This is a genomic window from Caproicibacterium argilliputei, assembly GCF_029211325.2.
In the GTDB taxonomy this organism is placed as follows: Bacteria; Bacillota; Clostridia; order Oscillospirales; family Acutalibacteraceae; genus Caproicibacterium; species Caproicibacterium argilliputei.
The window spans coordinates 1,460,460-1,482,981 of record NZ_CP135996.1 but is presented as its reverse complement, the minus strand read 5'-3'; the positions used below and the strand labels follow the sequence as shown (position 1 = coordinate 1,482,981).

Sequence of the window (22,522 nt, the reverse complement as noted above, 5' to 3'; positions counted from 1 at the left end):
ATTTATATCTGTGAAACAGCAGGGAGACTGTTGCTATGCGTAAGCACAGGGAAGAATGGTATTGCATTGGTGCCAGTGACCGGGTGCGCTCCCTTTATGAGTGGGTCGACGCGCTAATGACTGCTGTAATTGTTTTGACCTTAGCGCTGTCTTTTTTTCTGCGCGTTGTTCGAGTCAGTGGAACCTCCATGCAGCCCAGCCTGTACCCTGGAGATTTGGTGTTGCTGACCGACTTTGCAGAACAGCCGCAGATCGGCGATGTGATCGTTGCTCGGCGGGCAATTGCTGGGGAGCCGCCAATCATCAAGCGGGTGATTGCGGTTTCCGGGCAAACAGTGAATATCAATGCGGCTAATGGTACAGTTTCTGTAAACGGCAGAGTCCTGCAGGAGCGCGCATATCTGGCAGCCGGTGTCAAAACAACGCTGCAAAATGCCAGCGTACAGTTTCCGCTTACGGTGCCATCCGGAAAACTGTTTGTGCTGGGTGATAATCGAACAGTTTCTATGGACAGCCGCAGCAGTGAAATTGGATTTCTTGACACACAGGAGGTGTTGGGTACAGCCCGCGTTCTCCTTCTGCCGTTTTCACATTTTGGAAAGATAAAGGGTGAAGCATGAGCGAAGCACAGTCAATACAATGGTTTCCGGGCCATATGACCCGCACCAAAAGACAGATTGAAAAGTATCTGAAACAAGTCGATGCAGTTGCAGAAATTGTGGATGCCCGCATTCCTGTCAGCAGCAGAAATCCGGACTTAGACCGTCTGATTCAGAACAAGCCACGCGTGATTTTGTTGAATAAAAGCGACATGGCAGATGCGGCAGCAACCAAGGATTGGGTAGTTTCTTATCAGCAGCAGCAGATTTCCGCCATCCCAGTGGACTGTAAAAGTGGAAGAGGGCTTCGTGCGTTTCAGCCTGCCGTTAAGGCGGCTTTAGCACCGCGTATCGAAGCGTGGAAACAGAAAGGAATGGTTGGCCGCACCATTCGCGTTATGATTGTCGGCGTGCCAAACGTTGGAAAGTCTTCGCTTATTAACCGACTGTCGAACGGCAGCCACGCGGCGGTGGAAGACCGCCCCGGCGTCACACGGGCGAATCAGTGGTTTCCCATCGGCAAGGGGTTTGATTTGTTGGACACACCCGGCGTGCTTTGGCCAAAGTTTGAGGACAAGGTGGTCGGTGAGCATCTTGCCTTTACCGGTGCGGTGAAGGATGATGTTGTGGATACGGAAGGGCTCGCGGCACGACTTCTAGAACTGCTTTGCAGGTTGTATCCGGATGCACTCCGTGCACGGTATAAACTGGAGCAGGCTGACTTTTCACAATTGGAAGGCTGGCAGGTTCTGGAACTCATTGGGCAAAAGCGCGGTATGCTGATTGCTGGCGGCGAAATTGATACAGAGCGCGCTTCCATGATGCTGCTCGATGAATTCCGTGGCGGCAAGATTGGGCGGATTACACTGGAACGGGCAGGGAAAGTGCGATGAAGCAGGAGCAGCAGCCGATTGACTGGCTACGCTACGAACGAGAGACGGCACAGGAAGGTTATTCTATAGTTTGCGGGATTGACGAAGCCGGACGCGGGCCTTTAGCCGGCCCGGTGTTTGCCGGTGCGGTGATACTGCCGGAGGGCTGTGTGATTCCCGGCGTAAAGGATTCTAAAAAACTGACAGAAAAAAAGCGGGAAGAACTTTACAGTGTGATTATTGAAAAGGCGGTTGCCTGGGGCGTGGGATTTGCCACAGAGCAGGAAATTGATGAGATCAATATTCTGCAGGCAACATTTTTAGCTATGCGGCGGGCGGCAGCAAAGCTAAACCCGGCGCCGCAGCTTGCCTTGGTTGACGGCAACCGTGCGCCGCTGCTCCCAATGCCGGTGCGAACCATTGTAAAAGGGGACGGTTGCTGTGAAAGCATTGCTGCAGCTTCGATTTTGGCCAAGGTCAGCCGTGATCGCCTGATGCGCAAAGTGGACACGCTGTACCCCATGTATGGGTTTGCCAAACATAAAGGGTACGGCACCGCGCAGCACAGGCAGGCACTGTTGCAGTTCGGCCCCTGCCCGATTCATCGGAAAACTTTTTTAAAAAAGATTTTGGGTTCATCCTATGAAAAATGAATCTGGTGCTTTCGGGGAAGCGTTTGCGGCGGCTTACCTGCAGCAACATCACTGTAAAATTGAGAAGCGCAATTATCATTCTCGCTACGGTGAAATTGATGTGATTGCCTCCAATGAAGCACATTTAATTTTTCTGGAGGTCAAAACCAGAGCACCCGGTGCCATGGTTCGTCCGCTGGAGGCCGTCACGGCGGCAAAGCAGCGCAGAATCCTGAAAACAGCGCAGTGCTATCTGCTGCAGTTTCCAACGCAGCTGCAGCCACGCTTTGATGTGATGGGAATTTTGACCGAACCGGATGGGCACTCTGTGCGGCACTTTACATACATCAAAAACGCCTTTACAGCAGATGGCCGGTAAAATATGAAAGCTGTGAAAAAGAACTTTTGACAAGCGCGCGAAAGTATACTAAAATGGTAACGCAATAAACCGCTGCTTGCATTGCGGTTCGTTGTAAGATGAAAGAGGGGGCTTCCTTTTATGCAGTATCAATCCACTCGGGATTTCGGTAAATCCGTTTCCGCCGCGCAGGCCATTGCACAGGGCATTTGTGAGGATGGCGGTTTGTTTGTGCCACAGTCCATTCCCAAACTGGGCTGGCAAGATCTTGAGAAGATGCGGAAATGCACCTATATGGAGCGAGCAGAAAAGATTCTTTCCATGTTCCTGACGGATTTTTCTGCGGAGGAAATTCGGAGCGCAGTGCAGGCGGCATACGCGGAAGAAAAATTCCCCGGCGGTCCGACACAGCTTTCTATGCTGCAGGAAGGCGCCTGTACGATGTACCTTTTAGAGCTTTGGCACGGTCCAACCTGTGCTTTCAAAGATATGGCTCTGCAGCTGCTGCCGCATCTGCTGACAAAAAGCCTGCAGAAGATTCATTCGGATCAAACGGCGGTTATCTTGGTTGCAACTTCGGGCGACACCGGCAAAGCGGCATTGGAGGGCTTCAAGGATGTGCTGGGTACCAAAATTTTGGTTTTCTATCCGCAAGATGGGGTTAGTCCGATGCAGAAGCGCCAGATGTTGACCCAAGAGGGCGGTAATGTGGCAGTCTGTGCAATCGAAGGCAACTTTGACGATGCGCAGACCGGTGTTAAAAAAATTTTTACTGATACTAGCATTTGCAGCACGCTACAGGCACATGGTATGCTTTTTTCCAGTGCAAATTCCATTAACCTTGGTCGGCTGCTGCCGCAGATTGTTTACTATGTTTCTGCTTACTGCGATCTGATGGAAACCGGAGAAATTGACCGGGAAGGTGAGCAGGTGAACATTGTGGTGCCGACAGGGAATTTCGGCAACATTTTGGCTGCTTATTATGCCAAGCAGATGGGACTGCCGGTTAAGAAACTGATTTGTGCCAGCAACGCCAACAATGTGCTGACGGATTTTCTGCACACGGGAGTTTATGACCGCAACCGCGCGTTTTATACGACCATTTCGCCGTCTATGGACATCCTAATTTCCAGCAATCTGGAGCGCCTGCTCAGTAACCTGACCAGTTCTGATGTGCAGGTACGGGAATGGATGCGCCAGCTGTCCAAACAGGGTCGGTATCAAGTGGATGCGGACACGTTGAAAAAACTGCAGGCACTGTTTTGGGGCGGCTGCAGCAGCGATGTGCAGACAAAAGAGGAAATTCGGGAGCTTTACCAGACCGAAAATTATTTATGCGACCCGCACACGGCGGTTGCGGTTCATGTTTACAAACAGTACGTTAGCGAAACAGGAGATTCTGAAACGCCCGCCATTCTGGCTTCCACTGCCAGCCCTTATAAATTTGCGGACAGCGTTTTGCAGGCGATAACCGGCAGCATTGGCGAAAAAGATGACTTTGCCAAAATCGCAGAACTTTCGGCGATAACCGGCACGCAGATTCCAGCACCAATTGCGGCTCTGGAAAAGAAGACTGTTCGTTTCTCTGACAGCTGCCGTCCAGCGGAAATGGCACAAAAAACTTTGGAATTAACCGGCGCGGATGCTTAACAAAAGCCGGTGTGGAAAGAGTGGATGAATGAAAGGAAAGTCAAAATGGCACTGTACGCAATTGCGGATTTGCATTTGTCTTTCGGTGTGGAGAAGCCCATGGATGTTTTTGCAGGCTGGGAAAACTACACGAAAAGGCTGGAAGATAACTGGAGAGCGTTGGTACAACCGGAAGATACGGTTGTAATCGCTGGAGACATCAGCTGGGCGATGAAGCTGCAGGAGGCGGAAGCGGACTTTCGCTTTCTGGAGCAGCTGCCGGGGCGAAAGCTGATTTTAAAGGGTAATCATGATTTGTGGTGGTCAACCCGTAAAAAATTGGAAACTTTTTTGTCGGACAAGGGCTTTTCTAGCATTTCGATTGTGCATAATTCCGCGGTTCGTGTGGGAGACCAAACCGTTTGCGGCAGCCGGGGGTGGCTGTATAACGCGCAGACCGCAGCGGATCAAAAAATTGTAAACCGCGAAGTTGGTAGATTGGAAACGTCCCTGCGGGAAGGAGAAAAGTTGGGTGGACGCCCAATCGTGTTCCTGCATTATCCGCCGGTTTACGATATGGATTGTTGCGAAGAAATTCTGCAAGTTTTGGAGCACCACCAGATTACAGACTGCTATTTTGGTCATATTCATGGCAATCAGGCAGCCAGGCGTGCCGTACTGGGAGTTTATCACGGGATTCGGATGCATTTGGTCGCTTGTGATTACCTTTCTTTTTGTCCGCTGCTAGTTCGCAATTAAAAAATAATGTTACGCATTTTTAAATTCTTAGAAGTTCTTATGGAAAATCAACCATCAGTATGTTATACTGATTAACGATAATTTGCTATTTTGCAGGAGGAAATCAAAAATGAATTTAAAATCATCCAATAAGGTCGACACCAACCGCTGGCAGTTGGAAGTTGCGGTTGATGCTGCGACTTTTAATAACGCAGTGGACCACGCCTATAAAAAGCAGAAGAACCGTATCAATATTCCGGGCTTCCGCAAGGGCAAAGCTCCCCGCGCTTTTATCGAAAAGTTCTATGGCTCCGAAGTCTTTTATGACGACGCCATCAATGAAGTCTATCCCGATGCATTGGAAGGCGCTGTAAAAGAAGCAAAGCTGGATATGATTCAGGATAAAGTTGACTTTGATCTGGTTTCCGCAAATGCGGATGGTCTTGTCTTTAAGGCAACCATTACAGTGAAGCCGGAAGTTTCTATCGAGAATTATAAGGGAATCAAGGCAACAAAAAAGTCCGCGGAAGTCACAGAGGAAGAGTTGGATTCGGAACTGAAGAAAATTCAGGACCGCAATGCCCGCGTGGTAACGGTTGAGGATCGTCCTGCGGCAAATGACGATATTGTTGATATTGATTTCGAGGGCTTTATTGATGACAAGGCGTTTGATGGCGGCAAAGCGGAAAATTACACCCTGACGCTGGGTGCAGGTCAGTTTATTCCGGGCTTTGAAGAGCAAATCGTCGGTAAAAAGACCGGCGATGAATTTGATGTTCATGTGACTTTCCCCGAAGATTATCAGGCAGAAGATTTGAAAGGTAAGTCAGCTGTCTTCAAAGTAAAACTGCATGAGATTAAAATGAAGGAACTGCCGGAACTGGACGACGATTTCGCAAAGGATGTCAGCGACTTCGACACGATTGATGAATACAAAGCAGACCTGAAAAAGCATCTGCAGGAGCACAAAACAGAAGAAGTACAGGATGATGTGGACAATCAGCTGATTGATACATTGGTTGAATCCCTGCAGGGCGAAATTCCGCAGGCCATGTATAATAACAAAGCCAATGAGGATATCCGCGATTTCAGCTACCGCCTGCAGAACCAGGGGCTGGACATTCAGTCTTACATGAAGTACACTGGCATGGATGCTGCTAAAATGCGTGATGCGTTCCTGCCACAGGCAGAACGCCAGGTAAAGATACGCCTTGCACTGGAGAAAATTGCAGAGATAGAGAAACTGGCGGCGTCCGAAGAGGACATTGCGAACGAATATAAGAAGATGGCCGAAAATTATCAGATGGAAATTGATAAAATCAAGGCTGTCGTAAATCAGGAAGATTTAGCAAAGGACATTGCTGTCGAAAAGGCCATTGAGCTTGTGCGCGACAATGCGGTTGTAACCGAAGAGGCGCCGGAGGCAGCAGACGGCGAAAAGAAAGAAACCAAAAAAGTAGTAGCAAAGAAGCCGGCGGCAAAAAAGACCGCTGCGAAAAAAGCAACAGCTAAAAAAGCCACTGCGAAAAAGGCAGAGGACAAAACTGCAGATGAGGATTCCGCTGAATAATTCTTCTTTTCTTGACCGATAATGCCTTTTGCATGCAGTTGAACTGGAGGTTCATAATGAGCAATTTGGTACCATATGTTATTGAACAGACTAACCGGGGAGAGCGGCAGTATGATATCTTTTCCCGTTTGCTGAATGACCGCATTATCATGCTGAATGATGAAGTCAATGATACGACTGCCAGTTTGGTCGTGGCACAGCTTCTGTTTTTGGAAGGGCAGGATCCGGCGAAGGATATCAATTTATATATCAACAGTCCCGGCGGTTCGGTGACAGCCGGCATGGCCATTTATGATACTATGCAGTATATCAAATGCGATGTGTCCACGATCTGCATGGGGCTTGCTGCGAGCATGGGCTCGTTTTTGCTGGCTGCAGGCACGAAGGGCAAACGTTATTCTCTGCCGCATACCGATATTCTGATTCATCAGCCCAGCGGCGGTGTACAGCAGTCGCAGGTTTCTGACGTGATGATTCACGCGAATTACCTGGCGGAAAAGAAAAAGCTGCTGAATCAGCTTCTGGCAAAAAGCACCGGACAGCCGATTGAGGTGATTGAGCGGGATACCGACCGCGACAACTTTATGTCGCCGGAGGAAGCGTGCGCTTACGGCCTGATCGACAAAGTTATTACTCAAAGATAAGCAGGTGATTGCATGTCCAACAATGGTGACATTACGGAGCGGGAAATTTGCTGCTCCTTTTGCGGCAAACCACAAAGCGAGGTTCGCAGGCTGATTGCAGGTCCCGGCGTTTACATCTGTGATTCCTGTGTGGAACTTTGTATGTCGATTCTGAATGATGAAATGAATCTTTCCAACCACCATGCAGAGTATTCTCAGGAGGCAACAACCGACCTACCGAAACCGCATGAGATTAAGAAGCGCTTGGATGAGTATGTCATTGGGCAGGATGAGGCAAAGGTTGCCCTTTCTGTGGCAGTGTACAATCACTACAAACGGATTTTTTACGGCGAAGATGACCATGTAACTGTTTCCAAGAGCAATGTGTTGCTGTTGGGGCCAACGGGCGTTGGCAAAACCCTCTTGGCGCAGACTTTGGCACGCATTCTGGACGTACCTTTTGCAATTGCGGATGCGACCACGCTGACTGAGGCCGGTTATGTCGGTGAGGATGTGGAGAATATCCTGCTGCGCCTGATTCAAGCAGCAGATTATGATATCGAACGGGCACAGCATGGCATTATCTATATTGATGAAATCGATAAGATTGCTCGGAAGTCCGAAAATCCCTCCATCACGCGCGATGTAAGCGGTGAAGGCGTTCAGCAGGCACTGCTGAAAATTCTGGAAGGTACGGTTTCCAATGTACCGCCGCAGGGCGGTCGTAAACACCCGCAGCAGGAGTTTCTGCAGATTGACACGAAAAATATTCTGTTTATCTGCGGCGGCGCTTTTGATGGGTTGGAGAAAGTAGTGCAGGAGCGCAATTTGTCTTCCACGCTGGGTTTTGGCGGCGAGGTGCACAGCAAGGCGGAACTGGATACGATGAACTGGATGGCGCAGGTTGATCCCCATGATCTGGTGAAATTCGGAATGATTCCAGAACTCGTTGGCCGTCTGCCGGTCATTACATCGCTTAACGGCCTGGATGAAAATGCATTGGTGCGCATCTTGACGGAGCCAAAGAACAGTTTGGTCAGTCAGTATAAGCGCCTGTTCCAACTGGACAAAGTGGACTTGGAGTTTGCCGAGGATGCTTTGCGGGCAATTGCGAAAAGGACAATTGAACGTCACACTGGTGCGCGCGGTTTGCGGTCGGTTATGGAGAGTTTGCTTTCGAAGCTGATGTATGATGTTCCCTCTGATTATACAGTGGAGAAAGTGACAATTACAGCCGACACCGTTGTAAACGGAGCTTCACCGGAGCTTGTTTATAATCCGGATCGTCAGCCTGTTAAAATCAAAATGGCACTCCCGGATACGCCGAAACGCAAAGGACGTCGGGACACCGCGTAATGGTTTCATAATGCTAAGGCTGTTGCAAATGGTAACGTACGGATAAGTTGCCGGCAGCAGCCTTTTTCAATAAGGAGACAAATGATGGTAGTAGAAAAAGTCGATCCGACGCAGCCGGAGAGTGAGCAACTGAAAACTTTGCCAACGTTGATTCTTCGCGGATTGGTGATTTTTCCGGGGATGATGCTGCAGTTTGATGTGGGACGCAAAAAGTCTGTTTTGGCGCTTGGCAAGTCCATGGAAGAAGATCAGCTGATTTTTTTGGTTGCCCAGAAGGATCTTTCTGTAGAGGATCCTGGCGAGGAGGATTTGTATACCATTGGAGTCGTAGCGCGGATTCGCCAGGTTGTGCGCCGTACGGATGACGGTATCCGGCTGTTTGCCGAAGGATTATATCGGGCCAAAATCCGGTCGGTAAAGAAAGTCAATCCTTTCCTTCTAACCGAAGTTGAAGAAATTGAGTCAAAAAAGCGGCGCCCGACACCACACGCGGAGGCTCTAATTCGTTATACGCAGTCTCTCTTTGAGACTTATATCCAGAATTACACCCATGTTCCGCCGGATATTGTTTTGGGAGTGGTTCAAAAGAAGGACTGCGGAGAATTGGCCGATTATATCGCCATGAATATTTCTCTGGATTACGATAAGAAGCAGGAAATACTGGAGGAATTGCATCCATACCGCCGCCTGCAGCGTTTAAGCGTTATGTTGAAGGCGGAACTTGAGATTTTGTCCATTGAGTCTAGAATTTCCGAAAAGGCGAAGGATCAGATTGATGAAAATCAGCGGGACTATTATTTGCGGGAGCAGATGAAAGCCATTGCGGATGAATTGGGCGAAGACGATAATCCCTTGGAAGAGGCCGATCAGCTGCGAGAGCGGATTCAAAAGTCGGGTATGCCACAGGAGCAGCAGGACAAGTTACTCAAAGAATGTGACCGGCTTGCAAAAATGCCGGAAGGCTCGCACGAATCCAGCGTTATTACTACCTATGTCGAAACTTGCTTGTTCCTCCCTTGGGCAAAAGCTTCCAAAGACCGCATTGACTTGCAAAAAGCACGGCGGATTCTTGACCGGGATCATTATGGTTTGACAAAGGTGAAAGACCGCATTGTGGAGTCGCTCGCGGTTAAAAAGCTGAATCCAGATATGAAAGGGCAAATCCTTTGTTTGGTTGGACCGCCCGGTGTCGGCAAAACCAGCATTGCACATTCGGTCGCGGAAGCACTTGGCCGTAAATACGTTCGTGTCAGCTTGGGCGGTGTACGGGATGAATCTGATATTCGCGGACACCGCAGAACCTATATTGGAGCGATGCCCGGCAGGATTATCAACGCGATCAAGCAGGCAGGAACGAGAAATCCGGTTTTGCTGCTCGATGAAATTGATAAATTGGGGAACGACTATCGGGGAGACCCTTCTTCCGCACTTTTAGAGGTGCTCGACAGCGCGCAGAATAACACGTTTGTGGATCACTATATCGATATGCCGTTTGATTTGAGTCAAGTTTTCTTTATTACGACGGCAAATGATGTCAATGGAATTCCGGAACCACTGTATGACCGCATGGATGTCATTACACTCGGCAGTTATACGCATGAAGAAAAGTTCCAGATCGCGACGAAGTATTTGGTGCCTAAGCAGTTAAAGAACAGCGGCATCTTCGCTAAAAGCCTGCGCATTTCGCCGGCTGCTGTGCGGGAAATCATTGATGGCTATACGCGTGAAGCGGGTGTTCGCGGCTTGGAAAGACAGATTTCAATGATTTGCAGAAAGTGCGCTGTGCAGATTGTGGAAACACCGGAAACCGTGGTGCGGGTGACCCCGAAAAATCTGGAAACGTACTTGGGTCCACGCAAGTTTCGCAACGAAGCACACAATCGGAAAGATACGGTTGGGCTTGTTAATGGCTTGGCCTGGACCAGTGTTGGCGGTGAACTGCTACCCATTGAGGTCGCCGTTATGGATGGTACCGGGAAAATTGAGTTGACCGGTTCGCTGGGCGATGTCATGAAGGAATCGGCACGCACGGCAATCAGCTGTATCCGAACACGTGCGGATAAATTGGGTATTTCCAAAGACTTCTACAGCAAATACGATATTCATATTCACGCGCCGGAAGGCGCAGTGCCAAAGGATGGGCCCAGTGCCGGTGCGGCGATGGCCACTGCGATCACCAGCGCACTGACAAAGATTCCAATTCGACACGATGTTGCTATGACGGGAGAAATTACGCTTTTGGGGCGAATCCTGCCGATTGGCGGCCTGCGGGAAAAAACAATGGCTGCTTATCGTGCTGGCATCAAAACGGTTCTGATTCCATCTGAAAATGTCAGTGACTTAGCAGAGGTGGACAGCGTCGTAAAAGATGCCGTCGAGTTCTTGCCGATGGAACAGATTGATCAGGTTCTGGATGCCGCGCTGACCAGAAAACCGAGCCAGGGGATACAGTCATAAGGGGGCAACATGAAGATAGAGTCTGCAGCATTTGAAATGTCCGCCGGAACCAGTCAGCAGTTGCCGAAAGCGGATGTGCCCGAAATCGTTTTTTCCGGGAAGTCCAATGTAGGAAAGTCTTCTTTGATTAACAAACTGCTGAATCGAAAGTCCTTGGCTCGTGTCAGCTCTCAACCGGGCAAAACAGCAACCATCAATTTTTACCGAATGGATATCTGTCGTTTGGTGGATTTGCCTGGATACGGCTATGCGAAGGTTTCCCATGCGGAGAAACTGCGCTGGGCGGAACTGGTGGACGGATATTTTCATGCCGGGCGTCCGGTTGCTCTCTTGATACAAATTCTGGATATGCGTCATGATCCAACAGAAGATGACCGGCAAATGATTCATTTTCTGCTGGAAAGCGGATTTCCATTTTTGATTGCTGCCACCAAAAGTGATAAATTGAATGTGACGCAGCGTAAGGAACGCTTGGCTGCGCTACAACAGCTTTTTACAGGAACTAATATTGAAGTGGTTCCCTTTTCCGCACTGAAAGGCGAAAATGTGGAGGTGCTTCGTGCCCGGATTGATGCGGCCTGTCGGGATACGGCAGAATGATTGGGGGAAAGGAATATGAATATGCTGAATGATAACCTGCAGGTAAATAAGACCGGCCATTTGACCATCGGCGGGGTCGATACCGTGGAACTGGCGGAAGAATTCGGAACGCCCTTGTATGTGATGGACGAATCCAAAATTCGTCAAGTTTGTCAGATGTACAAGCGCTCGATTGACAAATGCTACGGTGGCAACGGCCTGCCGCTGTTTGCCAGCAAAGCTTTCTGCTGTAAAGAAATCTGCCGCATTATGAAAGAAGAGGGTATGGGACTGGATGTGGTTTCCGGCGGGGAACTTTATACAGCCATGCAGGCGGAGTTTCCGGCAGCGCTGATACAGTTTCACGGCAATAATAAAACGCAGGAAGAGATTTCCTATGCACTTACCTGTGGCGTGGGGCACTTTGTTGTTGACAATCTGACGGAACTGAGGCTCCTCAATCAAACGGCGGGAAAGATGCAGCGGAAAGCCAACATTCTGCTGCGTATTAAGCCCGGCATTGATGCGCATACGCATCAGTTTATCCGTACCGGTCAGATTGACTCTAAATTCGGCTTTGCACTGGAAACCGGCGAGGCGATGGAAGCAGTGAAAGCGGCAGTACAGGCGGAAAATCTGCTTTTGACCGGTGTGCACTGCCACATTGGTTCGCAGATTTTTGAAGTGCAGCCGTTTGTGCTGGCGGCAAAAGTAATGCTTGGATTTATGCGCGATGTGAAAGCAGAAACGGGACTTGAGCTGCAGGAACTGAACTTAGGCGGCGGTTTTGGCATTAAATATGTGGAAACAGATCAGCCGGTTCCGTATGACCAGTATATGGAGCAGGTGTCCGAGGCTGTACATACCTGCTGCAGGGAATATGAACTGACGCCGCCGAAAATCTACATGGAGCCGGGTCGCTCCATTGTTGGCGAAGCGGGACTTACGCTTTATAAAGTTGGCGCTGTCAAAACGATACCGGATATTCGGACTTACGTTTCCGTAGACGGCGGCATGACGGACAACCCACGGTATATTTTGTATCAGTCGGCCTATGAAGCGGTGGTGGCCAATAAGGTAGACCAGCCGGCTGATTTTGAAGTGACGATTGCAGGCAGGTGCTGTGAGTCCGGCGATTTGATTCAGGAAGATGCGCGGATTCAGCAATGCACACCGGGAGACATTTTGGCAGTGCTGTCTACTGGCGCATACAACTATTCCATGGCATCTAATTATAATCGTGTGCCGCGTCCGGCTGTGGTGTTCGTGCGGGATGGAAAGGCACGTCTTGCCGTCAGGCGAGAAACTTATGCGGACTTGGTTCACAATGATATTTGACCATTCTGTTAAATTTACATTTCAAAAGAAAAGGGCAGTCACTTGCCCTTTACTTTTTTGCTTTTTTAGAGTAAAATCGTAAAAGATAATGTTTTAAGCATTTCTTAGGAGTGATTGATATTGAATTCAAAAATCAAAGATGAAAGCGTGGACTTCCTATTTCAAGCAGTCCTGTCCTTAAAGACGCCGGAGGACTGCTATGCTTTCTTCGAGGATTTGTGTACAGTTCCTGAAATAAAAGCCATGTCGCAGAGGCTGCTGGTGGCGCATATGTTAAGTACAAAGCAGAACTATCAGCATATTGTTCATGTGACGCACGCTTCCACTGCGACCATCAGCCGTGTAAACCGCTCGCTGAACTATGGCTGTGATGGGTACAAGCTGGTGTTTGACCGCATAGACGGTAAAGCACCGACCGCGGAAGACGAATCGAATTCGTAGAAATCTTGCTTTTGTGTGTTCCTGCGTGACCGCAAAAGCACGCTGAAAGAGCGCACAGAGTTGTTTTACTGTGCGCTCTTTCAAGTTATCTGCCAATAATAATTTGTATAGAATAGAAAAGGAAATTGAAACTATGGATAGAATGATTCGCTGCCTTACAAAAAGCGGAAAACTGATGGCTTGTGCGGTTGACTCAACGTATATGGTTGCAACGGCTCAGCAGATTCATCATACCAGCCCGACTGCAACCGCAGCTCTGGGGCGCCTGTTGACCGGTACCTCGATGATGGGTGCTATGCTGAAAGACAAAGGAGCTAATCTGCAGGTCAAGATGAATGGCGGTGGCTCGCTGGGAGATGCGGTAGCGATTGCGGATAACAATGGAAACTGTCGCGGCTATGTGAGTCATCCGGAGGCTGACCTGCCGATTCGTGCGGACGGAAAATTGGATGTCGGCGGTTTGGTGGGGCATGACGGCATGGTAACGGTCATGCGCGACGACAATGCACATACGCCCTATACCGGACAAGTGAAATTGGTATCGGGAGAAGTTGCGGAAGATCTGGCTACTTATTTTGCAGTCAGTGAGCAGATTCCGACCGTGTGCGCTCTGGGGGTTCTGGAAAACAAAGAAAACGCGCAGCAGCTGCTGGCAGGCGGCCTGTTTGTGCAGGTGATGCCGGGTGCCACGAAAGAGGAACTGGACCAGTTGGAGAAAAACGCGGCGGCACTGCCAGCGGTGACCGAAATGCTGGCGCAGGGACTTACTATTGAGGAGATGTGCGGTAAGATTCTGCAGGGAATGCCCTTTGAGAAATTAGATGAATATAAAGTCTCTTATGCCTGCGATTGTTCTAAAGAACGTGTGGAGCGTGCCTTTTCTTCATTGCGGCCGGCAGATATTCGGACATTGGCAGACGATGAGAGCGGCTTTGCAGAAGCAACGTGCAACTACTGCGGACGAAAATACCGTTTCACTTCTGCGGAACTGCGAGCACTTGCCGATGCGGTAGAAAAAAGTCAAAAAAACTTGTAATTTTTTTTAAAAACCTATTGACATTCCTTTGCTGATGTTGTATTATAATACACGTCGCTGATAAACAACAGCACAGCAAAGATTGGGAGCATAGCTCAGCTGGTTAGAGCACCTGCCTTACAAGCAGGGGGTCATAGGTTCGAGTCCTATTGTTCCCACCATCAGTGGCTCGGTAGTTCAGCTGGTTAGAACGCTAGCCTGTCACGCTAGAGGTCGACGGTTCGATCCCGTTCCGAGTCGCCACTTTTGCCTCTGTAGCTCAGTCGGTAGAGCAGGGGACTGAAAATCCCCGTGTCGGTGGTTCGATTCCGCCCGGAGGCACCATTTGCGAACGTAGCTCATCTGGTAGAGCGCCACCTTGCCAAGGTGGAGGTAGCGAGTTCGAGCCTCGTCGTTCGCTCCAAGTTTGGCGTCATAGCCAAGTGGTAAGGCATGGGTCTGCAAAACCCTGATGCCCCAGTTCGAATCTGGGTGACGCCTCCATGTCGCACTGAAGCAGAGGAAAAATTTCCTCTGCTTCTTTTTTATATCTCTCCCTTTTGAAAGGAGCGAATCCTTTTGTCTGCAGAAACAGTTATTCATCCGTTAGAACCGGTTTTTGCGCAGAATTCACGCGTGCTTGTGCTGGGAACCATGCCATCTCCGCAGTCACGCAAAGTTGGATTTTATTATGGCCATCCGCAAAATCGCTTTTGGAAGGTGCTGGCGGCTGTTTTGCAGGAACCTGTTCCCGAAACGAAGCAGGAAAAAATAACGATGCTGCTACGCAACCGGATTGCCCTGTGGGATGTTCTGCACGCCTGTAGGATTCATGGTGCGGACGATGCCAGTATCCAAAATCCCGAAGTAAATGATGTGGCGGGTTTGCTGCAGCAGACGAGCATTGTTCGGGTTTATACCACAGGGAAAAAGGCTTTTTCACTTTATGAAAAACACCTGTGGCCAGTGACAGGGCTGCACGCCGTTTGTCTGCCTTCTACGAGTCCTGCCAACTGTCGTGTTTCTCTACCGCAGCTGGTACAGGCCTATCAATGCATTTTAGAGGTTCTCTAAGACACGAAGATGATCCGGTATTTCCCGTACCTCTTGGGCATATATTTACCTGAGGTGGTCACGATGAAAGTCATTCGGACAAATATCTGGACGATCCTCACGCTGGTTGCGGCGTGCATGGGCTTTTTGATTTTAATTTATTTGTCTTCTTTCCATGCGGCACAGGATGCAACGGCTGCGACGGTTGTCAAGCCGCTGGTGGTCTTGGACGCAGGACATGGCGGAGAAGACGGCGGCGCGGTCGGCCACTCTCCTGTGCCGGAAAAGACCATCAATCTGGCGATTACCAAAAAGATTGAAAAGGCACTGACAGATGCCGGTTGCCGCATTGTGATGACACGGGATCAAGATGAAATGCTGGGGGATGCTTCTCTGTCTACGCTGCGGGAGCGAAAAGCGTCTGATATTTATAAACGATTTGCAATCTTGCAGAGCAATCCGGGCTGTGTTTTTGTCAGCATCCATCAGAATCATTTTTCCAATGGAATTTATAGCGGCGCACAGGTGTTTTACTCGACCAACAATCCGAAAAGCAAGGATTTGGCTGAGCAAATTCGACAGGCCGTGGTTGCAAGCGTGCAGCCAGAGAACAAACGGCAGAATAAAGCAGCTACCAGTTCGATTTATCTGCTGAAACACGCACAGGATCCTGCGGTTTTAGTTGAATGTGGCTTCTTGTCTAATGATTCAGAGGAAAAGTTGCTGAACGATGAAAAATATCAGCAGAAAATGGCAGATGCGATTGCAAAGGGAATTTTGCAGTATTTAAAAGGAACCGGACGCACTGCTTCCGGAGAATCTTCTACGGCGGCTGGCAGCCAGGGCTTGTATTCTTCCGCATCCTCCAGTATAATAAATAAGAAGAGCAAGACGGTAAAAAAATAAAAGAAAAATGGATATAGGGCTGCCTTGCGGCAGTCTTTTTCAGTGAAATTCAGCGAAATGAGGAGCAAATGGCGGGAAAAGCAAAAAGCATTTATGTATGTTCTGCGTGCGGTTATGAAGCGCCAAAGTGGTACGGCAAGTGCCCCGGTTGCGGCGCATGGAATACGATGACAGAAGAATTGCAGGAGCCGGTTCGACCCTCTAAACGGAGCCGTGAGACTTTTTCTGGAACGTTCGCCGGTGTTCAGCCCATTCGAGAAATCAGTCTGACCGAAGAACCTCGTTACAAAACGGGCGTTTCGGAATTAGACCGTGTGTTGGGTGGCGGCATTGTAAAAGGTTCGTTGATTTTAATTAGCGGCGAACCGGGTATCGGCAAGTCAACCATTCTGCTGCAGATTTGCGCTTATCTGGGAAGTACGCTGAAAATTTTATATGTATCCGGAGAGGAATCCAGCCGACAGATTAAGCTGCGTGCAAACCGCTTACAGGTGGATTCAGAGAATCTGTTTATCCTAACGGAAACCAATGTACAGCGTGTTATGGAGCATGTGCGGGCGGAAAAGCCAGATCTGCTGATGATTGATTCCATCCAGACGATGAACAATACGGAGCTGAATTCCTCTCCGGGCAGCGTAGCACAGGTGCGCGAATGTACGAACGCAATCATGCATGTAGCAAAGGAACTGGAGATTCCGGCAATTTTAGTGGGTCATGTCAATAAAGACGGCGCGATTGCCGGGCCAAAAGTGCTGGAGCATATTGTTGATGCGGTTCTATACTTTGAAGGTGACCGCCAGATGAGTTATCGGATTCTGCGGGCAGTGAAAAACCGCTATGGTTCGACCAATGAAATCGGTGTTTTTGATATGGGCGAAAACGGACTGCACCAGGTAGAGAATCCGTCGGCTTCTATGCTGACCGGGCGTCCGGAGCATGTGTCGGGCACCTGCGTGACTTGTGTGATGGAGGGCAGTCGGCCAATTCTAGCGGAAGTGCAGGCATTGGCGACAACGTCCGGATTCGGTAATCCACGCCGAATGGCAACGGGATTTGATTACAACCGTATGAACTTGCTTCTGGCGGTTTTGGAAAAGCGCGCAGGGTACTATTTTTCCAATTTGGATGCGTATATCAATGTGGTTGGCGGCCTGCGGCTCGATGAACCTGCCTGCGATTTGGCGGTGGCGGTGGCGTTGGTGTCCAGTTTAAAGGATGCTGCGTTGGCGGAGGATGCGGTGATATTCGGCGAAGTCGGACTTACAGGAGAAATTCGCTCGGTTCTGCACGTTGACCAGCGCATTACAGAAGCGGAGCGCCTTGGTTTTCAAAAATGTGTGCTGCCCTGGCACAGCTTAAAGCAGGTCAGCGCAGCACACAAAAGCATGGAACTGATTGGTGTTAAAAATGTACGGGAGGCATTTGCAGCTCTGCAGGCATAGCGGCGTTGCCGGATTCATAGTCGCTTCGGGAAATGGTGTGAATGCACCGCACGCATCCGTTCGGTTCATAATGTGCCTGCGCGGATGGAGGTTCTACGGTACAATATCCGTTTTTCTGATACACACAGTCTTGGTCGCAGTGGACAAGCATATTTATCACCTCATACTTTAGTATGAATCTGCCGGACTGTTTTTATGCGATGAAAAACAATGGGGAGGAAGTGCTTTGCGAAAATGGGTGAGAAGTCCCCACCTTCCAGCGAGAAATGTGTGCATGGCAGCAGTGTCTGCAACCGCCGTGCAGGCGGTTGACGCTCTGCAGCAGCTTGGCGTCTCAGTTGTACAGATTCTGCCTTCCGCACAGTTTGCGGCATCTGTGGCCGCTCATGCAGATTTGCAGTGCTGCTTAATGGGTGCCGGCGAAGGTTTCTGCGCAAATGTGCAGGTGCAAGCTGCTTTTCAGCGGATTGGAATTCATCTGTTTCAAACAAACGTTCATGATTTTTCAACATATCCGCAGGACTGCAGCCTCAATGCAGCCAGAATCGGTCATTTTGTGTTTGCCAATCCGAAGTGCATCTGTACGGAACTGCAGGCGAATATTGCAGAGCGCGGCTTGCAGCTGGTTGCGGTGCGGCAGGGATATGCGAAGTGCAGTATCGCAGTAGTTAGCGAGCAAGCGATCATGACGGCTGACACAGGCATTGCAGAAGCGGCACGCACAGTAGGCTTCGACGTACTTTTGCTGAAGCCAGGACATATTGAACTGGAAGGTTATCCTTACGGCTTTATTGGTGGTGCCTGCGGAAAGCTTTCGGCTACGGTACTCGCGTTTGCAGGAACTATTTCTACACATCCGCAGGCTGTGGAAATTTCGCTTTTTTTAAAAAAACATGGGGTGCAAGCACTGTCCTTATATGATGGCTCACTGCAGGATATTGGCGGGATCTTGCCGCTGGCAGAAACGGAGTAAAAAAACGCGATATATAATTATACAAAATAAATATTTTGTATAATTAAGGGAGGGCGTATGCAGGAAAAATATATGCAGGAAGCGCCGGATATTATCCGACAGTTTGTTGGCTATATGCAGACGATTAAAGGAAAATCTCCGAAAACCGTTGAAGAATATTACTTGGACTTGCGGACATTTTTCCGTTACTTAAAGCAATCCAGACATCCGGAACTTGCGGACAAACCGTTATCGGAAATCTCTATCGACGACATTGACCTAGACTTCATTAAAACCGTAACACTGACGCAGGTGTATGAATTCATGAATTACTTGACTGTGGTGCGTAAGAACGGCCCAGCGGCTCGCTCCAGAAAGTGCTGCAGTCTGCGTGTCTTTTTTAATTATCTGACAACGAAGATTCATTTGTTGGATGAGAATCCAATTAAAGAGTTGGAATCTCCCAAACTAAAAAAAAGCCTGCCGCGGTACTTAACGCTGGATCAGAGTATTGATTTGCTCAAGCAGGTTGACGGCCCTTTTAAAGAACGCGATTATTGCATTTTGATTCTGTTCTTGAACTGTGGAATGCGGCTTTCGGAACTGGTTTCCATCAATATCAATGATATCCGCCGTGGTACAAATACCCTGAGAATCGTAGGCAAAGGAAATAAAGAACGCGTAATCTATTTAAATGAAGCCTGTCTGCACGCGATTGACAATTACTTAAAAGTTCGGCCAGCGGACCACTTAAAAGATAAATATGCACTGTTTATCAGCAAACAGAACAAACGTATCAGCCCTAAAACTGTGCAGTATATTGTAAAAAAATACCTTTCAGGAATTGACCTGGGTGGTCCCGGCTACAGTGTTCATAAGCTTCGCCATACGGCAGCTACGCTGATGTATCAGGAAGGAAAAGTCGATATCCGGGTATTGAAAGAAATTCTCGGCCATGAAAATTTAGGTACTACCGAGATTTACACGCATCTGTCCAGCACACAAATGGAAAAAGCCGTAAATGCGAATCCATTGGCACATATGGAACAGAAACCGAATCCTGAGAAAAAGAAATAAAAACAGGAGCAAGCGTCATTTTAACGCTTGCTCCTGTTTTTATGTTGTGTTTAATCTTCTTCTTCGTCATCGTCGTCTTCATCGTCCGTGTCTTCTCGGATAGAATCCCAGTCTGTAAAGGCAGGGTCAAGATCTTCTTCCGGAACTTCTCCCCTCTCCTCTGCTTCCTTTTTCAGAGTGGGCTGAATCATCATGCGGTCTAAGGTTGGGTACACCAACGAGTTAACGGTGTAGGCCCAGAAACTCCATAGAAGGAAAATGGCGAGCAGCAGGATGATAAACAGAAAAAGCGGTGCATACTGCCCCAGATAAAGGCAGCCATACAACAGCAGCAGGACGAAAGCGGTTACGAAAAATCCAAGGAAATTCCACCCCAACGCTGCGATTGCAAAGATTCCCGCATTACGGTACATTTTGCTCAGTTTCATATCAAACGTCACAATTTCAAGTGGAACGTAAAATTGCATGGATGTAAAAATGAAAAGTGTCGCAAAACTCAGCCCCAGCGCAATGGTGGAAATGACGGAGCCTAATTTCTGCTGATTTTGCGCATAAAACGGGATGGCAATCATCAAAACTTCGTAAACCAGGTAGCAGATAATTCCATTAGCAAGGAACTGCTTCCAGTTTTCTTTGAGCTTTTTCAGGAAGTCATGCAGGACAAATACGTGTTCTTCCCGAATGTAATTGCGGGTTTCATAGGTCAAGCCGGCCACGAATGGGGACAATGCAATGAACGGCAAACCCGCTAACAAAATGTTTCTGGTAGCTGAAGAAATGATAACGCCAGCCACCAACACAACAATGGCCGGTACTGCAAACAGCAGATTGAGTTTCATCAAATCCCAGAAATGTCGTCCGTAAATTTTCCAGTAGTGAATAAAACGATTATCCTTTGGCGCGCCTTTTGAAACACCAGGACCGGGACGGCTGTAATTTGAATTGAACAGACCCATTAGCTTGTCTTCCCTTTCTTGTTTGGAATAAACTGCGTCTTTTTATCATACACCAAACGGACAATTTTCGCAATCGTTTTATCCAAGTTTCGCGCGGGGATGACAATGCTGATAGACTTCTTTTACATGGTTGTTCAGCAGATGAATGTACACCTGCGTGGAGGAGATATCTGCGTGGCCTAGCATATGCTGAATATCGCGCAGGTCTGCCCCGTTTTCCAGCAGATGAATCGCAAAGGAGTGACGCAGCGTGTGCGGCGTAATTTCTTTTGCGATTCCCGCCTGTTCAGTGTAGCCCTTAATGATTTTCCAGAATCCCTGGCGGGTTAGCCGATGCCCATTTAAATTGGTAAAAAGTGCTTGCCCTTCACCCGGATCCGCAATGGTTCGCCGCACACGGAAAATGTAGTCTGAAATAGCGGCAACAGCCTGCGGGTAAATTGGAATCACCCTGTTCCCTTTTTCACTGCGGCAGTACAAAATGCCGGTGTGCAGGTTCACATCTTCCACATTGAGATTGACCAGTTCACTCACCCGAATGCCGGTGGCATACAGCAGCTCCAGCATGGCTTTGTCACGGCAACCCTTCGGCTGTTTGAGATCCGGCTGGGCGAGTAAAAGCTCAATTTCGCTTCCGCTTAGGATTTCCGGCAGCTTCTGCGGCGCCTTTTCAAGTTTGATGCCCTTGGCGGGATTGGCTGAAGCCTCACCGTTTAAAATCAGATATTGGTAGAAGCACCGGATCGAGGCAATGTGCCGGGTGATGGTTGCCACTGATTTGTTTTGCGCATGCAACTGTGCAATGTAGCCTTCAACCGTTTTCTGGTCTGCCGCTACAGGCAAAAGGTTACCGCGGCTCTGCAAAAAGTGTAGGTAATCTGCCGTATCCCGCAGGTAAGAATCCAATGTATTGGGAGAAACCCTTTTTACATCTGAAAGATATGTGCCGAATTCCGAACAATAATCTTTCATACTTTTCCCCTTCCTTGTTAAAGCAAAGTTATTAAAAACCCCGCAAAAGCCCAAGAACAAAAGACATCAAGTCCGGCACCTAAAAAAACAAGCGCCAAGATGCGGACAAATTGCGAAAGGTAATTTACCAGTTTTGGGGCGTCTCCCTTTTCGGACAGACCGCTGCTGGAAAGCTTTCTAGAGAACAAAAGCGCCTCTTTTGCTGCCAAAACGATAGCCAGACAGCAACAGTAAGCGCCCGGCAGAAGAACAATGGCGTAAAACATTCCCCCGTGCAAACCGTAAGTGCTGTACAGATAGCCGGCTGTTATGCCTAAACCAATGCCGCGAACAAACGGGACAACGGGTACCAGAAAAGCGCCCCAGACAGACAGTCCACAAAGGAAGCAGGCAAATGCAAACAGAAATGCCGAAGCAGCACAAGCTGCGAAAACGGAAGCAATCTGTGCGTTACCGTGTGCCGTGTAGTTGCTGTTAAAAAGGAAGTCCAGCTTTTTTAACGTGTCCAGCCCAACACCAGCAGAGAAAAACGAACCGCACGCAACGCCAAGCAGCAGAATCACTGCAAAGGTAACCTGAATCCTGCTTTGTGAAAGGGAACTTTTCAGCTCAGCCTGATTTGGCAGGGATTGCGATAAATGCTGCATGATAATTTTCATAGGGTTAACTGCCTTTCTTTTAAGAAATCCTTCAGATAATCTTATGAAAATAGGAGAGCAGATATGAACGCTGAAATTTTTTTTCAATTTGCGACGTAATTGTCTGACTGGCTCTGTAAAATGCAGGCAGAAGCCTTTGCATTTATTTACTATATACTATTTTTTCGTGTGTTTCAACTGTTTCCTATGCTTTTCTGAAAGTTTATGCATAGTGCACGAAATTATGTATATAGTATTATGTAACCTTAATGTTTATTATGTAAACTAATGCATATTCATAATTGCGCTCGTAATGCAT

Annotated in this window: 22 protein-coding genes and 5 tRNA genes; 24 read left to right on the top strand and 3 right to left on the bottom strand. The window is 48.6% G+C overall.

Annotated elements, in window-relative coordinates; all coding sequences use genetic code 11:
- Positions 1 to 35 precede the first annotated feature (35 nt).
- The 24 genes from lepB (at position 36) to PXC00_RS07095 (ending at position 19,637) form a co-directional block, all read left to right on the top strand.
- Positions 36 to 620 carry a signal peptidase I gene (gene lepB, locus PXC00_RS07210; protein WP_275845033.1) on the top strand — a complete coding sequence of 195 codons (585 nt, stop codon included), beginning with the start codon at positions 36 to 38 and terminating at the stop codon, positions 618 to 620.
- Positions 617 to 1,492 (top strand): ribosome biogenesis GTPase YlqF, encoded by an 876-nt coding sequence (ylqF, locus tag PXC00_RS07205; protein ID WP_275845034.1) that lies wholly within the window; start codon positions 617 to 619, stop codon positions 1,490 to 1,492. Before lepB ends, ylqF begins: the two co-directional genes overlap by 4 nt.
- Positions 1,489 to 2,124 (top strand): ribonuclease HII, encoded by a 636-nt coding sequence (locus tag PXC00_RS07200; RefSeq protein ID WP_275845035.1) that lies wholly within the window; start codon positions 1,489 to 1,491, stop codon positions 2,122 to 2,124. The genes ylqF and PXC00_RS07200 overlap by 4 nt, the downstream gene beginning before the upstream one ends.
- Positions 2,114 to 2,482, top strand: coding sequence for a YraN family protein (locus PXC00_RS07195; protein ID WP_275845036.1), 369 nt, complete (start codon positions 2,114 to 2,116; stop codon positions 2,480 to 2,482). Before PXC00_RS07200 ends, PXC00_RS07195 begins: the two co-directional genes overlap by 11 nt.
- A gap of 120 nt (positions 2,483 to 2,602) precedes the next feature.
- Positions 2,603 to 4,111: a threonine synthase gene (thrC, locus tag PXC00_RS07190; RefSeq protein ID WP_275845037.1), complete on the top strand. Its 1,509-nt coding sequence runs from the start codon at positions 2,603 to 2,605 to the stop codon at positions 4,109 to 4,111.
- Between the two features lie 45 nt (positions 4,112 to 4,156).
- Positions 4,157 to 4,849, top strand: a complete 693-nt coding sequence (locus PXC00_RS07185; protein WP_275845038.1) for a metallophosphoesterase — start codon at positions 4,157 to 4,159, stop codon at positions 4,847 to 4,849.
- A gap of 109 nt (positions 4,850 to 4,958) precedes the next feature.
- Positions 4,959 to 6,398 carry a trigger factor gene (gene tig, locus PXC00_RS07180; RefSeq protein WP_275845039.1) on the top strand — a complete coding sequence of 480 codons (1,440 nt, stop codon included), beginning with the start codon at positions 4,959 to 4,961 and terminating at the stop codon, positions 6,396 to 6,398.
- Positions 6,399 to 6,454: 56 nt separating this feature from the next.
- Positions 6,455 to 7,042, top strand: coding sequence for an ATP-dependent Clp protease proteolytic subunit (locus PXC00_RS07175; protein WP_275845040.1), 588 nt, complete (start codon positions 6,455 to 6,457; stop codon positions 7,040 to 7,042).
- 12 nt (positions 7,043 to 7,054) lie between these two features.
- The gene (gene clpX, locus PXC00_RS07170) at positions 7,055 to 8,377 is read left to right on the top strand and encodes an ATP-dependent Clp protease ATP-binding subunit ClpX (protein ID WP_275845041.1); all 1,323 of its coding nucleotides are present in this window, start codon (positions 7,055 to 7,057) and stop codon (positions 8,375 to 8,377) included.
- 81 nt (positions 8,378 to 8,458) lie between these two features.
- Positions 8,459 to 10,834, top strand: a complete 2,376-nt coding sequence (gene lon, locus PXC00_RS07165; protein WP_275845042.1) for an endopeptidase La — start codon at positions 8,459 to 8,461, stop codon at positions 10,832 to 10,834.
- A 9-nt stretch (positions 10,835 to 10,843) separates the two neighbouring features.
- Entirely contained in the window at positions 10,844 to 11,434 is a 591-nt protein-coding gene (yihA, locus tag PXC00_RS07160) for a ribosome biogenesis GTP-binding protein YihA/YsxC (RefSeq protein WP_275845043.1), read from the top strand.
- A gap of 15 nt (positions 11,435 to 11,449) precedes the next feature.
- The gene (gene lysA, locus PXC00_RS07155; RefSeq protein ID WP_275845044.1) at positions 11,450 to 12,751 is read left to right on the top strand and encodes a diaminopimelate decarboxylase; all 1,302 of its coding nucleotides are present in this window, start codon (positions 11,450 to 11,452) and stop codon (positions 12,749 to 12,751) included.
- Positions 12,752 to 12,871: 120 nt separating this feature from the next.
- Positions 12,872 to 13,192 (top strand): YerC/YecD family TrpR-related protein, encoded by a 321-nt coding sequence (locus PXC00_RS07150; protein WP_275845045.1) that lies wholly within the window; start codon positions 12,872 to 12,874, stop codon positions 13,190 to 13,192.
- Positions 13,193 to 13,325: 133 nt separating this feature from the next.
- Positions 13,326 to 14,228 carry an Hsp33 family molecular chaperone HslO gene (gene hslO / locus PXC00_RS07145; RefSeq protein ID WP_275845046.1) on the top strand — a complete coding sequence of 301 codons (903 nt, stop codon included), beginning with the start codon at positions 13,326 to 13,328 and terminating at the stop codon, positions 14,226 to 14,228.
- An 84-nt stretch (positions 14,229 to 14,312) separates the two neighbouring features.
- Positions 14,313 to 14,389, top strand: a tRNA-Val gene (locus PXC00_RS07140).
- 5 nt (positions 14,390 to 14,394) lie between these two features.
- A tRNA-Asp gene (locus tag PXC00_RS07135) sits at positions 14,395 to 14,471 on the top strand.
- Between the two features lie 5 nt (positions 14,472 to 14,476).
- Positions 14,477 to 14,552 (top strand) — tRNA-Phe (locus tag PXC00_RS07130).
- Between the two features lie 3 nt (positions 14,553 to 14,555).
- A tRNA-Gly gene (locus PXC00_RS07125) sits at positions 14,556 to 14,631 on the top strand.
- 5 nt (positions 14,632 to 14,636) lie between these two features.
- Positions 14,637 to 14,711, top strand: a tRNA-Cys gene (locus PXC00_RS07120).
- 75 nt (positions 14,712 to 14,786) lie between these two features.
- Positions 14,787 to 15,281: a DNA-deoxyinosine glycosylase gene (locus PXC00_RS07115; protein ID WP_275845047.1), complete on the top strand. Its 495-nt coding sequence runs from the start codon at positions 14,787 to 14,789 to the stop codon at positions 15,279 to 15,281.
- Between the two features lie 63 nt (positions 15,282 to 15,344).
- Positions 15,345 to 16,166, top strand: a complete 822-nt coding sequence (locus tag PXC00_RS07110; RefSeq protein WP_275845048.1) for an N-acetylmuramoyl-L-alanine amidase — start codon at positions 15,345 to 15,347, stop codon at positions 16,164 to 16,166.
- A gap of 68 nt (positions 16,167 to 16,234) precedes the next feature.
- Positions 16,235 to 17,608: a DNA repair protein RadA gene (gene radA, locus PXC00_RS07105; protein ID WP_275845049.1), complete on the top strand. Its 1,374-nt coding sequence runs from the start codon at positions 16,235 to 16,237 to the stop codon at positions 17,606 to 17,608.
- A gap of 274 nt (positions 17,609 to 17,882) precedes the next feature.
- A complete protein-coding gene (locus PXC00_RS07100; RefSeq protein ID WP_275845050.1) occupies positions 17,883 to 18,581 on the top strand; it encodes a DUF6873 family GME fold protein in 699 nt (232 codons plus the stop codon).
- Positions 18,582 to 18,638: 57 nt separating this feature from the next.
- Positions 18,639 to 19,637: a tyrosine recombinase XerC gene (locus PXC00_RS07095; RefSeq protein WP_275845051.1), complete on the top strand. Its 999-nt coding sequence runs from the start codon at positions 18,639 to 18,641 to the stop codon at positions 19,635 to 19,637.
- Positions 19,638 to 19,687: 50 nt separating this feature from the next.
- Here PXC00_RS07095 and PXC00_RS07090 read toward each other — a convergent pair whose 3' ends face one another.
- From PXC00_RS07090 to PXC00_RS07080, 3 genes are all read right to left on the bottom strand, one after another.
- The gene (locus PXC00_RS07090; RefSeq protein ID WP_316934897.1) at positions 19,688 to 20,593 is read right to left on the bottom strand and encodes a YesL family protein; all 906 of its coding nucleotides are present in this window, start codon (positions 20,591 to 20,593) and stop codon (positions 19,688 to 19,690) included.
- Between the two features lie 78 nt (positions 20,594 to 20,671).
- Complete coding sequence (locus tag PXC00_RS07085) at positions 20,672 to 21,565, bottom strand: site-specific tyrosine recombinase (protein ID WP_275845052.1); 894 nt, start codon at positions 21,563 to 21,565, stop codon at positions 20,672 to 20,674.
- 17 nt (positions 21,566 to 21,582) lie between these two features.
- Positions 21,583 to 22,224 (bottom strand): stage II sporulation protein M, encoded by a 642-nt coding sequence (locus tag PXC00_RS07080; protein WP_275845053.1) that lies wholly within the window; start codon positions 22,222 to 22,224, stop codon positions 21,583 to 21,585.
- Positions 22,225 to 22,522 lie beyond the last annotated feature (298 nt).